The sequence below is a fragment of the Candidatus Nanosynbacter sp. TM7-008 genome (genome assembly GCF_022828245.2).
In the GTDB taxonomy this organism is placed as follows: Bacteria; Patescibacteriota; Saccharimonadia; order Saccharimonadales; family Saccharimonadaceae; genus Nanosynbacter.
The window spans coordinates 390,863-403,668 of record NZ_CP157587.1 but is presented as its reverse complement, the minus strand read 5'-3'; the positions used below and the strand labels follow the sequence as shown (position 1 = coordinate 403,668).

Annotated in this window: 11 protein-coding genes and 1 pseudogene; 7 read left to right on the top strand and 5 right to left on the bottom strand. The window is 45.6% G+C overall.

All coding sequences use genetic code 11. The features are described 5' to 3' along the window. Positions 1 to 29 precede the first annotated feature (29 nt). Positions 30 to 2,120 (top strand): elongation factor G, encoded by a 2,091-nt coding sequence (gene fusA, locus LRM48_RS02235; protein WP_129631013.1) that lies wholly within the window; start codon positions 30 to 32, stop codon positions 2,118 to 2,120. A gap of 63 nt (positions 2,121 to 2,183) precedes the next feature. On the opposite strand, the gene LRM48_RS02230 is transcribed toward fusA, so the two are convergent. From LRM48_RS02230 to LRM48_RS02210, 5 genes and pseudogenes are all read right to left on the bottom strand, one after another. Further along, the gene (locus LRM48_RS02230; RefSeq protein WP_243812370.1) at positions 2,184 to 2,660 is read right to left on the bottom strand and encodes a hypothetical protein; all 477 of its coding nucleotides are present in this window, start codon (positions 2,658 to 2,660) and stop codon (positions 2,184 to 2,186) included. Further along, positions 2,657 to 3,202 (bottom strand): threonine/serine exporter family protein, encoded by a 546-nt coding sequence (locus tag LRM48_RS02225; protein WP_426303694.1) that lies wholly within the window; start codon positions 3,200 to 3,202, stop codon positions 2,657 to 2,659. Before LRM48_RS02225 ends, LRM48_RS02230 begins: the two co-directional genes overlap by 4 nt. A 42-nt stretch (positions 3,203 to 3,244) precedes the next feature. Beyond that, positions 3,245 to 3,886: pseudogene (locus LRM48_RS02220) on the bottom strand (threonine/serine ThrE exporter family protein); the annotation flags it as partial. Positions 3,887 to 4,146: 260 nt separating this feature from the next. Then, the gene (locus tag LRM48_RS02215) at positions 4,147 to 4,527 is read right to left on the bottom strand and encodes a hypothetical protein (protein WP_243812372.1); all 381 of its coding nucleotides are present in this window, start codon (positions 4,525 to 4,527) and stop codon (positions 4,147 to 4,149) included. 108 nt (positions 4,528 to 4,635) lie between these two features. After that, positions 4,636 to 6,603: an alpha-amylase family glycosyl hydrolase gene (locus LRM48_RS02210; protein WP_426303668.1), complete on the bottom strand. Its 1,968-nt coding sequence runs from the start codon at positions 6,601 to 6,603 to the stop codon at positions 4,636 to 4,638. A gap of 72 nt (positions 6,604 to 6,675) precedes the next feature. Between LRM48_RS02210 and LRM48_RS02205 the strand changes: the two genes are divergently transcribed. The 6 genes from LRM48_RS02205 to LRM48_RS02180 all read left to right on the top strand — a co-directional run bounded on the left by LRM48_RS02205 (position 6,676) and on the right by LRM48_RS02180 (position 12,804). Then, the gene (locus LRM48_RS02205) at positions 6,676 to 8,379 is read left to right on the top strand and encodes a hypothetical protein (protein ID WP_243812374.1); all 1,704 of its coding nucleotides are present in this window, start codon (positions 6,676 to 6,678) and stop codon (positions 8,377 to 8,379) included. Between the two features lie 16 nt (positions 8,380 to 8,395). Next, the gene (gene tgt / locus LRM48_RS02200) at positions 8,396 to 9,607 is read left to right on the top strand and encodes a tRNA guanosine(34) transglycosylase Tgt (RefSeq protein ID WP_243812375.1); all 1,212 of its coding nucleotides are present in this window, start codon (positions 8,396 to 8,398) and stop codon (positions 9,605 to 9,607) included. Positions 9,608 to 9,721: 114 nt separating this feature from the next. Then, on the top strand, positions 9,722 to 10,906 hold the full coding sequence (gene tuf, locus LRM48_RS02195) for an elongation factor Tu (RefSeq protein ID WP_129637477.1): 1,185 nt from the start codon (positions 9,722 to 9,724) through the stop codon (positions 10,904 to 10,906). Between the two features lie 140 nt (positions 10,907 to 11,046). Beyond that, positions 11,047 to 11,988, top strand: a complete 942-nt coding sequence (locus LRM48_RS02190; RefSeq protein WP_243812376.1) for an L-lactate dehydrogenase — start codon at positions 11,047 to 11,049, stop codon at positions 11,986 to 11,988. Between the two features lie 96 nt (positions 11,989 to 12,084). Continuing rightward, positions 12,085 to 12,402 carry a 30S ribosomal protein S10 gene (rpsJ, locus tag LRM48_RS02185; RefSeq protein WP_129630989.1) on the top strand — a complete coding sequence of 106 codons (318 nt, stop codon included), beginning with the start codon at positions 12,085 to 12,087 and terminating at the stop codon, positions 12,400 to 12,402. A 69-nt stretch (positions 12,403 to 12,471) separates the two neighbouring features. Continuing rightward, positions 12,472 to 12,804 carry a hypothetical protein gene (locus LRM48_RS02180; RefSeq protein WP_129630986.1) on the top strand — a complete coding sequence of 111 codons (333 nt, stop codon included), beginning with the start codon at positions 12,472 to 12,474 and terminating at the stop codon, positions 12,802 to 12,804. Positions 12,805 to 12,806: the final 2 nt, after the last annotated feature.

The following is a 12,806-nucleotide window of genomic DNA, read 5'->3' as shown; positions in this document are numbered from 1 at the left end:
GCAAATTAACGTAATATAAAGGAAAATTTATGGCAGAGACGCATGTTCCGCTAAAGAATTTTAGAAATATTGGTATTATTGCCCATATTGACGCCGGTAAAACGACGACAACTGAGGGTATTTTGTACCGCACTGGCTTGACACATAAGATCGGTGTGGTTCGTGGTGAAGGTGACGGTGCTACCACCGACTGGATGGCACAGGAGAAAGAGCGTGGTATTACTATTACGTCAGCTGCTGTGACTTGTTTCTGGAAAGATCACAAGATTAATATTATCGACACCCCAGGGCACATCGACTTTACCGCTGAGGTTGAGCGTAGCTTGCGTGTGCTTGACGGTGCGGTTACGGTCTTTGACGGTAAGATGGGTGTTGAAGCTCAGTCTGAAACCGTTTGGCGCCAGGCCAATAAGTACGGCGTGCCACGTATTTGTTTCGTTAACAAGATCAACCAGACTGGTGGTGACTTCTACAAGTCTCTAGAATCAATTCACAACCGTTTGAGTAAGCAGGCTTTCCCAGTTCACTTGCCAATTGGTTTTGAAAAGACTATCCACGGTGTTGTTGACTTGATTGATATGAAGGCTTACACCTACGACGATTATACAGACCACGAGCTTAAGGTTGGTGAAATTCCAGCTGATATGCTTGAAAAAGCTAAGAACGCACGTTCTCTGTTGGTTGAAAACGCCGTTGAGGCTGACGACGAACTTACTATGAAGTTCTTGGAGCAGGGTGAAGAAGCTATTACCGTTGACGAGCTGAAGATGGCTCTACGTAAGCGCGTTTTGGCTGGTGACTTTTACCTAGTTACTGGTGGTGACGGTCGCGGTGTGATCGTTGAGAAGCTGCTTGACTTGATGGTTGACTTTTTGCCAAGTCCGCTAGACGTTGATGAAATTTGGGGCAAGAATCCAAAGACTGGCGACGAAGTTAGCCGCAAGCCATCAGATAAGGAGCCTTTGTCGGCTTTGGCGTTTAAGATTGCTGCCGACCCATTTGTTGGTAAATTGATCTTCGTTCGTGTCTATTCTGGAGTTTTGAACTCAGGAAGCTACGTACTTAATACGACGACTGGTGAGAAAGAGCGAATCGGACGAATTGTTCGTATGTTTGCTGACAAGCGTGAAGAAATTAGCAAGGTTGAAGCTGGTGACATCGCCGCTGTGGTTGGTCTGAAATCTACCGCAACTGGTAACACGCTGTCTGACGTGGCGCATCCAATTGCTCTTGAATCAATTGAATTCCCAGAACCACCAGTATCGATTGCGGTTGAGCCAAAGTCAAAGGCTGACCAGGAAAAAATGGCGTTGGCGTTGCAACGCTTGGCTGAAGAAGACCCAACTTTCCGAATTCACACTGACGAGGAAACGGGTCAGACAATTATGTCAGGAATGGGCGAATTGCACCTAGATATTCTTATCGATCGTATGAAGCGCGAATTTAAGGTTGAAGCTAATATTGGTGAGCCTCAGGTTGCCTTCCGTGAAAGTATCAAGGGTCGTTCTGAAGTTCAAGGTAAGCACGCCAAGCAGTCTGGTGGTCGCGGTCAATATGGTGACGTTTGGGTTCGCTTTGAGCCAAATGAGACTGGTAAAGGCTTTGAATTCGTTGATGAAATTAAGGGTGGCGTGGTTCCTCAGGAATATCGCCCAGCCGTAATGAAGGGTATTCGCGAAACATTGGAAGGCGGTGTTATTGCTGGCTATCCAGTTGTTGACGTTAAGGCTACACTTTACGATGGTTCATACCACGATGTCGACTCTTCAGAATTGGCGTTCTCATTGGCAGGTTCGATAGCTGCTCGTGAAGGTATTAAACAGGCTAACCCAATCTTGCTTGAGCCAGTCATGAAGGTTGAAGTTACTACACCAGAAGATTTCATGGGTGACATCATCGGCGACCTTAACTCACGTCGCGGACGTATCGACGCCATGGAAGACTTGATGGGTGGCGCTAAGTTGATTAAGGCGTTTGTGCCACTAGCAAATATGTTCGGCTACACATCAGACATTCGCTCGATGTCTCAAGGTCGCGCCGCTTCAACGATGGAATTGGCTCAATATGAGGAAGTTCCACCAAACGTTGCGCAAGAGATTATCGAAAAGCGAAATAAATAATCTCTATCTCATAAAAAATCCTCGGAGTGAATCCGAGGATTTTTGTTTGGCTAAATTTCAGGTTTATAAGTTTGGGATTGTTAGATTTCGTTTGGTGAGTTCTTCTTTGATTCGTTTGGTCAATTTGCGCGCTTTTGTCGCCTGAATGCTATCTATGCCATATCTGTTTTCGATATCTTCCAGTCGTTGGTCTATGGTTATCGGTTTGCCGTCTGGGCTAGTCGTCATGTCCGCCAAGTTTAAGATAAGCAATTCGTCCGTCCAATCGTCCACCTCAGGATCTCCGTGATTAAATACAGAATCAGACCAATTGAAGCCAGATAGTTCTAATATCCTGCCGCCTTCATGTTCGTGATCTGTCTGATTTTCAACAAAAGCGTAGGCAAAGTCGTGCGTCAGTCCCATTAAAAATAAGCCGCGCGCCACGTCTTCTTCCATGTTGAAGACTTCGCGAGCTAGATTGTAAGATTTATACGCCACTCCGCGCATGTGAAATAATCGTGAGTCTGACAAACCAATGAATTTTATGCTATTTTTCATGATGCTTGCGTGTTGCGACGGAATAAATTGATGAATTGTCGGCGAATTGGGCGACCGACGATGTTGCCGAATGACGCGCCAATTGCTACTGCTACGCCGATGAGGATTGCTCGCGCTAAGATAGCCAAGGCTGGCAAGAAGTTAACGCTGTTCGGTGGATATAGGACGACGCCCATTAATCCATTGTAAAGCGACAATCCTGGGACTAGCGGCACGATTCCCGCTGCAATGATCGCCAGGGAGGGGAATTTCCATAATCTGGAAGTCAGGACTGCGACCAGCCCAATTACCGCCGCCGCGATGCCGCTTGCTGTTACGATATCAAAGCCAAAACTCATGGCTAATCTTGAAATCCACCAGCCGAAAATTGCGATCAATCCAGAAATGATCATCCCCAAAAATCGAGAATGATTTCTCAGAACGAACGCCGCCGCGATAATTCCAGCGCCCAAATATTGCGTGTGTCCGTCTGCCAATGTCAATCGATCTGGCGTTGCCGGGAAAGTAATACCGAATTTTGTCGCAATGTATAATCCGACCATCACGCCAGCAATTACGCCGCCCGTCGCCATTACGACTTTTAACAATCTGGCGTTGGCAGTCATGTAATATTCGTCGATTGCGTCCTGGAATGCGCCGACAAACATCAGTCCCGCGACTAATAAAACGATGCCGCTGATAACCAACAATGTTGCGTTGACGCTCAGCCCTAGATAATTGCTGCACCAAGCTGCGCCCGCCGCCACCAATGTTACGAAAATCGCCACGAGGGCTTGCGAATAAAACAACGGTGCGCCAATACGTCCCAGCCACCTAAGTAATCCAGTTGCTAGGAATCCGAGCAGAAACGCGATTGACGCCATGAGTAAACTGCCGCCGTACAGAATGACGGAACCCGCGCTCACTAATCCGCCCGCCGCGTAAACGACTAGTCGGGAATGTTCGGTGGGTTTTTTGAGTATTTGTTACAATCGTTCTTCGGCTTCTTCCAGGGAAAGTTGCTTGCGACGAATGTCGAGGGCTAATAATTGCAATGCTTGAATCAATTGATAATTAGGATCGTCAGGAACGATAACTCGCGCCATCGTCAAAGGCTCATGGCTAACTCCGCGGTCTTGAGAAATTGTCACCAAAGTGTAACTCACGTCTACATGAACAGGTCTGCGGCAATATGTCCGCGTGATTCCTTGCGCCATACGAACCACATCGCGGGCAACCACGCCCATGCTCAGAAGTTGCTCGGCGACTTTCATAGCCAGGCGCAAAGCTCGCATATTCGGCGTCAAACTTTCGTCGATTTTCTCCAGATGATGCTCTGGCTCAAAGCTATAAAGATTAGCGACTCGGGCTAATGATTGCTCAATGAATTTTGGTACTTTTTTCTTCACAATATCTAGTGTAACAAATTTTATGCCAATAGAAATAGCCTGCCAAGAGAGCTCTAACTGAAGTCTAAGCCTCAGCGAACTATTTCTAGCGGGCGTGGTTAGTCCTCGTCATCATCGCGCTTGGGCGATCGCGGCACGACGACCGCAAGGAGGATTGCTATAGCGTTTGTAAGCGCAACGAATCCTCCCAGGGATATCACCTTATCGGGTTCGATGGTAACCCCAAGCGGGGTGTTCATGACCCCTAGATCCCTAAACGCGTATAGGGCAGGTAGTTCAGCTACCGGTACCCATAGAACGAAAGGGACCAAGGAGTGGTCGTCCGGAATGAGATATTTCCATGTGAGATAGCCCGCCAGTGGCAGAGCCACCGCTGTACAGATGACAGCCAGGGAAGCGGTGAGGTATGTGCCCCCCATAAGGAGCATAACCATCCCGGCTACGGCTAGCATTGAGACAATGATTTTGAGTTTCAGCATGGCTGACTCCTTCAGTCTATCAAGGACTACTTTCGTTGACGGGATTGTCAACGAAAGCTGTATTAATTTATGTTACACTTGCGTAAAAAAGTCAACACTAGGAGGAGATTAGTCAACTTTCTGTAAAATAATGCCCGTTCTGGCTGGCAAGTAAACTTTAAGGTTGTGGCTATTATCAGCTGGGGAAGTGAAAAAACGGGAATTATGGTCTATTCGCTCCTGTCCGCCGAAGTTCTTGTCGTCGCTACTTAACGCCAATTTATAAGAGCCAGCTTCTGCGGGTACCGCGTAATCTGAGTGGGATCTGTCGGGTGAAAAATTGATAACAAATAAAAAGTCGCCGTGTATAAAACTTACCGTGTGATCAGATTGGCGAACCGTCAGGTGCTGAATGTCAGAATTGTCAATTTGCCCAATAATCTTCATTAGCGCCGCGTCAAAATCGCCCAACCATTGATATTTTAAGAAGCCGTTGTCGCGTAAATTCCATTGTCGACGAGCGTGCTTAAACGACCAATTATTACCTTCACGCGGAAAATCAATCCATTCCGGATGTCCGAATTCATTGCCCATAAAATTCAAATAGCCGCCGCCGTGCAGCCCCGCGGTCATCAGACGAATCAGTTTATGTAGCGCCACGCCACGCTCAACCGTTAAATCTGGGTCGATTTTATCCATGTGCCAATACATATTTTTATCAATCAGTCGGAAAATCAGCGTTTTATCACCGACGAGCGCTTGATCGTGACTTTCGGCGTAATTGATGACTTTTTCCTCTGGCCGGTGCGAGCTTAAAGTGTAAGCCAATTGCCCCAAATCCCAATCTTCATCATTTTTCTCTTTCAGGGTTTTTATCCATAAATCTGGCGCGCCCATTTGCAAGCGATAATCAAAGCCCAGTCCGCCGTCTTTTGTTGATGCGCCCAGTCCAGGAAAGCCGCTCATTTCCTCTGCAATTGTCGTGGCGTCAGGGCGAACGGTGTGAATGGTTTCGTTCGCCAATCTTAAATAAGCGAGCGCGTCTTTGTCGACGTTGTCTTGGAAATAATCGTCATAGCTAGTGAAACTTTTCCCGAGTCCGTGATCGTGGTAAATCATACTAGTTACGCCATCAAATCTAAATCCGTCAATGTGATATTCGTCCAGCCACCAACGGCAATTGCTTGCCAAAAAATGCAAAACTTCTGGCTTGCCGTAATCGAATAATCGCGAATCCCATTCTGGATGATTTGTTGGCTTGAAATATTGTGTCGGATCGCCGGCAAAATTGCCCAGACCTTCGATTTCGTTTTTGGCGGCGTGAGCGTGAACGAGGTCAATGATGACGCGCAGTCCCATTCCGTGCGCAGTGTCGACCAATTTCTTAAAATCGTCGAGTGTGCCAAATCTTGATGAAACCGCAAAAAAGTTGCTGGCGTGATATCCGAAACTGCCGTAATATGGATGCTCGGCGATTGCCATAAGCTGAATGGTGTTATAGCCAGATTCTTTGATTCGTGGCAAAACATCCGCGGTGAATTCGTTGAAACTGGCAACTTTTTCTTCCTGGCTACTCATGCCAACGTGCGCTTCGTAAATCAGGGGAACTTTTGGCTTGGGCGGGATTTTATATTGCCAATTGTAGGGAGTTTTTGGCGACCACACGACCGCGGAAAAATCGACAGAATTTTCGTCCTGAACGACGTAATTTGCGTATGAAGGCAGTCGCCAGTCGTCGCCGCCAGACCAATAGACACGCAATTTGTATTTTTGTCCGTGACGAAGCGAATTTTCAGGAAGATTTATGCTCCATTCGCCATTTTTATCGCGATTTAAGGCGAATTCTTCGCGCTCTTTCCAATCTGAAAAATCGCCAACTAAAAATATCTGAGTCGCATTCGGCGCCCATTCTCTAAACGTCCAGCCCACATCTGTTTTATGAAGTCCGAAATGCAAAAAACCCATCGCGAATTCGGCTGGCGTTTTGCCGCTTAAAACCTTTTTCAACTTCGAAGAAATATACTTCTCGCGCGCCTGAATTGTGGATTTGTGCGGGGCTAGCCACTGGTCCAAATCAACGAGGGTTTTACTGCTCATGTTTCTAGTATACAGCATACGGAAGGGGCTATACTTGTAAATATCGATTAAAGTTGTATAATATATATCAATATGGAACGCTCAAAGCCTGATATGGAGTCTAATTCTCCTAAGCTATTCTCTGACGAAGACTGGAGGCGAATTGCTGGCGCGAATTTATTGCTCGACGGGGAAGGGGAAAACGACGAGATTGCAATCGCTGAGATAGAACAAGCTGCGCACGTTGGAGATATTGAGGGCGAGAAGGTTAGAGTTGTTGGATATAGTCAATCCGAAGAAGATGGTTCGTATTATTTGCAGTCGGTTGAGGGTGTGGCAGATTTGATATCTCCCATGGAAATTGATCCTGAGATTTCAGCGCCGTTTGCGATTTACACCAAAGAAATGGCTGCTTTGTGTGTGCGAACTTCGCAGAACGACTATTATTTTCCACTTGATAAGCAGGCGATTGTATCAATAGAGTTATTGCCAGATGATAGCGGTATTCCTCGATGTGTGCGTAAATTACGCCACTATGCTGACAAAATTGAAGAAGTTGCTGGTGTTGACGACATTCAAGATGCGGAGTCGAGGCGGCTTTTGATAGATGAAATAAATGGCGTTTTGAATGAGATTCCGTATGATGGCGGAATTCAAGTGAAATGCCAGGCGTATAAGGTTAAAATTGACGGCAGGGAAAATAATGTAGAAGACGCTAATTCTGCGGTTTTATCTGGATGGCTACCGAGTTTTACGTGGCGTGATGATCGCCCTGTGCTGGAAATGTTTGATATTAAAAATCGATTTGCGACTTTTTGTGTAGATATGAAAGATGTGCTTGATATGACGCCAATTGACAAAGAGGAGGTCGGGGCCTCTATTGATTTATTTGAAACGGTTTTTAATGACGATTTTCAGGAGACCGCTTGGCAGCTAGCGACGGATCTTTCTTATGTTGACAAGTCGGAGTTTGATGAAGTATCAAGAGAATATGCCCAAATATTAAATGATCATTTGTCTGAGTTTTCTGCGACAAGACTTTATGGCATTAGCACCGTTGGTTTTATTGGTTTTGCGTTGGTTCCTGACGCTACGAAAAATAATGAATTACAGTATGAATTTATGGATATTTCTGGGGCGTGTATTGATGGGATGTGTTTTGTTAGCTATCATGATAAATTTTACGCGGCGCTTGAAGTGACGGTAGATGATGAATCTGGAGGCTTTTCGAAGAAGGTTTATGTGATACCCGACAGAGATAAGATTATTCGTTTGGAAGGATTTGATGGTGAAGTTGAAGAGCTTAAAATGGCGGTAAATGAACTTCATAAAATTGCAAATTTTGCAAGTGAAGCAGTTAATGATGAGTGCTTCTATAAATTGCCTCTTGATGAGCAGCTTGATGTATTGAGTCAGTATGAATGCGCCGCTCGTAATGTAATCCAGGATATTAGCAGAGTGCGGGAGTTTAAGGGCGAATGTGTAGTTTCGGCGTACCGGTGTTTACCTGGCGATTTGCTGAATGCGGTTTCGTGGAATGATGTTCCGCTAGAAGAAGTGAATAGCCGTGAATATGTTGAAGAATTTGCGCTGCGGGCGGATAATTTGGCGATCTGGAATCCAGAAATTAACGATAGGCCGGATATTGACGGTCGAATATTAAGCGTGTCGGAATTGCCGCTTAGTCGTGGTGAGCCTATGCTAATAGTTAATAATGCGGAAGAGAATAAATATTACTTGGTGCGATGTAGCGATGTGATTAGCTTGTCGCGAAACGATCCGTCGACCATTTCGTGATATAATCAAACAGATTATGCAGGAAAAACCTTTTTCTTTTGAAATAACTTCACGATTTAACGACACGTTGGCACGAACGGGAATTATTCACACGCCACACGGTGATATTAAAACGCCGGCGTTTATTGTGGTTGGAACTAAGGCTAATGTTAAGGCGATGATTCCTGAGATGGTGAAAGATGTTGGCACACAGGCGGTGCTGGCGAACGCTTATCATTTATATCTGCAGCCAGGACACGAATTGATTGAAAAGGCTGGATACCTTGGCAAATTTATGCACTGGGATGGTCCAACTTTTACGGATAGTGGTGGGTTTCAGGTTTTGAGTTTGGGCTCTGGTTTTAAGAAGGTTTTGGCTATGAGCACTGATGTTGATGAAGAAATTGCGATTGCCAAAAAATCGTCGCGCCATGCTTGGGTGGACGAAAACGGCGTGATATTCAAGTCGCATCTGGACGGCTCTTATCATAAATTTACGCCAGAATTGTCCATGCAAATTCAGGCTGGAATTGGCGCTGACATTACTTTTGCGTTTGACGAATTGACCTCTTTGATTGATCCGTACGAATATCAAGTTGAGGCGCTGGCTAGGACGCATGCTTGGGCGGAGCGAAGTTTGGCGGAAGTCAAGCGTTTGCGGGCGGCTCGTCCAGATAAGCCATATCAAGCTTTATTTGGCGTTTTGCAAGGCGCGAATTACGAGGATTTGCGGAAGCAAACTGCCGAGTTTTTGGGCGCAATGGATTTTGACGGCTATGGAATCGGCGGCGCGCTGGAAAAGGAAACTATGGCGCAGACGATTCAGTGGGTCAATCAAATTTTGCCTGAAAATAAACCGCGTCATTTACTGGGAATTTCCGAGCCTGATGATATTTTTGCGGCGATTGAGCAGGGAATTGATACCTTTGACTGTGTGAGTCCAACGCGTGTAGCCAGGAATGGCGCCGCGTATACGCCGTTTGGTCGGGTCAATGTGCGCGGTCGAAAATACCGCGAGATGTTTGCTCCAATTATGGACGATTGCGATTGCTATACTTGCAAGAATTACACGGCGGTTTATCTCTGTCATCTTTTGCACGCTCGCGAGTCGTTGGCGGGGACATTGCTGTCAATCCACAATGAACGATTTATCGTTAAGTTGGTTGATGATATCCGAGCCAGCTTGGAGGATGGAACTTTTTACGAGTTTCGCGATTCGTTCCTGGCGAAGTATTATCGTAAGAAATAGGCTATTTACAACTGATTGGAAAATCGTTATAATTAAACTCATACGCCGTGAGGTCTTTTTTATGGACTGTACCCGCGTGAAAAATAATAATTAAATTAAGGAGAACTTCTACAAATGGCAGATGCATTTGACCGAAGCAAACCGCACGTTAACGTTGGTACAATGGGCCACGTTGACCACGGTAAGACTACGCTGACTGCTGCGATTACTGCAGTGTTGGCAAAGCGCCTACCAAGCGCAGTTAACAAACCTGTTGCGTACGACCAGATCGACAACGCACCAGAAGAGAAGCAACGTGGTATTACTATCGCGTCTTCACACCAAGAGTATGAATCAAAGAATCGTCACTATGCACACGTTGACATGCCAGGACACGCTGACTACGTCAAGAACATGATCACCGGTGCTGCTCAGGTTGACGGTGCGGTATTGGTTATCGCTGCAACTGACGGCCCAATGCCTCAGACTCGTGAGCACGTTTTGCTTGCAAAGCAGGTTGGTGTGCCAAAGATCGTTGTCTTCTTGAACAAGATGGACATGGCTGACGAAGAAATGGTTGAGCTGATCGAAGAAGAAGTTCGCGAACTTCTTGAAAAGAACGGCTTCGACAAAGACGCTCCAATCATCAAGGGTTCTGCTCTTAAGGCTCTTGAAGGTGAAGAGAAATACGAAGACGCTATTATGGAATTGGTTGACGCAATGGACAGCTACATTCCAGAGCCAGCACGTGACATGGACAAACCATTCATTATGCCAATTGAGGACGTCTTCTCGATTAAGGGCCGTGGTACAGTAGCAACTGGTCGTATCGAGCAGGGTGTTGTTAAATTGAACGACGAAGTTGAAATCGTTGGTTTGAAGCCAACTCAGAAGTCAGTTGTAACTGGTATTGAGGCCTTCAAGAAATCTCTTGACCAAGGTCAAGCAGGTGACAACGCAGGTGTCTTGCTACGTGGTATTGAGCGCAGCGACATTGAGCGCGGTCAAGTTTTGGCAAAGCCAGGCACAATTACTCCACATACTGAGTTTGAAGCTGAAGTTTACATCTTGAAGAAGGAAGAAGGCGGTCGCCACACTCCATTCTCAAAGGGCTACAAGCCACAGTTCTACTTCCGCACAACTGACGTTACTGGTGAAGTTGAATTGCCAGCTGACAAAGAAATGGTTATGCCAGGCGACACTGTAACCTTCAAGGTTAAGTTGCTTGCACCAATCGCTATGGAGCAAGGTTTGAACTTTGCTATCCGCGAAGGTGGCCGTACAGTTGGTGCTGGTGTTGTTACAAAGATTAACAAATAATCTTGATAACACAAGCCTAATTAAATCCCCCGAAAATTCGGGGGATTTTTTGATTGCCGCAAGAAGGAGTTAATTGACAAAGCGGTAATGTTTATGGCAGAATAAAGACATCTAATATAAAACAGAAAAAGGAGATTTTGGTGAATAAACAGAAATTGCTAATTGTTGGCGCAGGCGGAATGGTCGGTGCGACGGCGGCTTATGCGTGCGCGTTGCGTAGTGTTATCGAAGAGATTGTGTTGATTGACCGTAATGAGGATTTAGCTTGGGGTCAAGCAGCCGACATTAATGACGCGATGGGAATTGACAGAAACGTCGTGGTTCATACAGGAAATTATTCTGACATCAATGACGATGACATCGTTGTGATTACTGCGGGTGCACCGCAACTTCCTGGTCAGACTCGATTGGAATTGATTGACGTTAATGCAAAAATTATGCGTGATATCGTGAAGAATATTATAGCGAATGGCGCGAAGCCGTATTTGGTAATTGTCAGTAATCCCGTTGATGCTTTGACTTACGTGGCGCTTAAGGAATCTGGTTTGCCGAAAAATCGTGTGTTCGGGACGGGCACGACGCTTGATACTTCGCGAATGAAGTCGTATTTGGCGGACGCATTCAATGTCGACAGTAAAGCGGTTGACGCTTATATTTTGGGTGAGCATGGCGATTCGTCATTTTCGACAATTGAAACGGCGCAAATTGGTGAAGTGCCAATTAAGGAATATCCTGGTTTTACAGAGGAGATGATTGATGGAATTGAGCAGAAGGTTCGCGACCGAGCTTATCGGGTGATTGAAACAAAGAAATCGACGTATTTTGCGATTGGGTTTGTCGTGTCTAAGATTGTTTCGGCGCTCCGAAAATCGACGCACACGGTTTATCCTGTTTGCTCTTTGGCTGAAGGCGAATATGGTTTGAATAATGTTGTACTTGGATTGCCATCAACAATCAGTAGCGACGGCGTGGAGATTTTGGCGGGCTATCCGCTTACCGAGCGAGAAAAAGAATCGCTGAATAAATCTGCTGGAATTATTGCGGAAATGATTTCTCATCTTGATAAAGCGGAAAATTGCTGATATAATCGCATAGTTAATAATAATTTATCTCGAGAACTCGATTGACTATAAATAGGACAATTAGAGGTTACGAGATCGCACATAAGAGGAGGAGCTATGGCTCAAGATACAGGAATTAAAATCCGTATTCGTCTGAAGGCTTATGACCACAAAGTCATTGACCAATCAGCAAAACAAATTATCGACACCGCAATTCGCACAGGTGCTAACGTGGCTGGTCCAGTGCCTTTGCCAACTCGACGCAGCACTTACACTGTTGTAAAGAGTCCGCACGTTTACAAAACTGGTGGTGAGTCTTACGAGCGCCGCGTTCACAAGCGTCTGATTGATATTACAAACGCTACGCCAAAGACGATTGACAGCTTGCAGAACTTGAATTTGCCAGCTGGCGTTGATGCTGAAATTCGTATGTAATTTAACGATATATAAAATTTCCGCCTCTTGAATGGGGCGGATTTTTTATGCTATAATTTCATTTAGCTTATGACAAAACAAAAAACTCGTACTTATGCTCGCAACCGCTCGAAGTCTAGCGAGCTATTTAGTCGCAAAGGGCGCGAACGCATTTATGACAATGACGGTTCATTTTTCTTGAAATTGGTGGTTTTTGTGATATTAAGTGCGCTGTGGCTTCGTCTAAAAAATCCAGTTGAAGTTGGCGGTTTGGTTGTCCAGGCTATTCCTGTCGGGCTATTTATTGCGTTGCTGCTGGTATTAAAGATTGAGAAATATCAATTCAACCGGAAAATTTGGTACGTCACGATAATTTTCATGGCAATTCTGACCTCGTTTACGCCGGTTGGCGTGATGATTTAGCT

Bases quoted from the DNA above. Each gene is read 5' to 3' on its own strand.
- fusA (WP_129631013.1), top strand. From the start codon at position 30: ATGGCAGAGACGCATGTTCCGCTAAAGAATTTTAGAAATATTGGTATT.
- LRM48_RS02230 (WP_243812370.1), bottom strand. From the start codon at position 2,660: ATGAAAAATAGCATAAAATTCATTGGTTTGTCAGACTCACGATTATTT.
- LRM48_RS02225 (WP_426303694.1), bottom strand. From the start codon at position 3,202: ATGGTCGGATTATACATTGCGACAAAATTCGGTATTACTTTCCCGGCA.
- LRM48_RS02215 (WP_243812372.1), bottom strand. From the start codon at position 4,527: ATGCTGAAACTCAAAATCATTGTCTCAATGCTAGCCGTAGCCGGGATG.
- LRM48_RS02210 (WP_426303668.1), bottom strand. From the start codon at position 6,603: ATGAGCAGTAAAACCCTCGTTGATTTGGACCAGTGGCTAGCCCCGCAC.
- LRM48_RS02205 (WP_243812374.1), top strand. From the start codon at position 6,676: ATGGAACGCTCAAAGCCTGATATGGAGTCTAATTCTCCTAAGCTATTC.
- tgt (WP_243812375.1), top strand. From the start codon at position 8,396: ATGCAGGAAAAACCTTTTTCTTTTGAAATAACTTCACGATTTAACGAC.
- tuf (WP_129637477.1), top strand. From the start codon at position 9,722: ATGGCAGATGCATTTGACCGAAGCAAACCGCACGTTAACGTTGGTACA.
- rpsJ (WP_129630989.1), top strand. From the start codon at position 12,085: ATGGCTCAAGATACAGGAATTAAAATCCGTATTCGTCTGAAGGCTTAT.
- LRM48_RS02180 (WP_129630986.1), top strand. From the start codon at position 12,472: ATGACAAAACAAAAAACTCGTACTTATGCTCGCAACCGCTCGAAGTCT.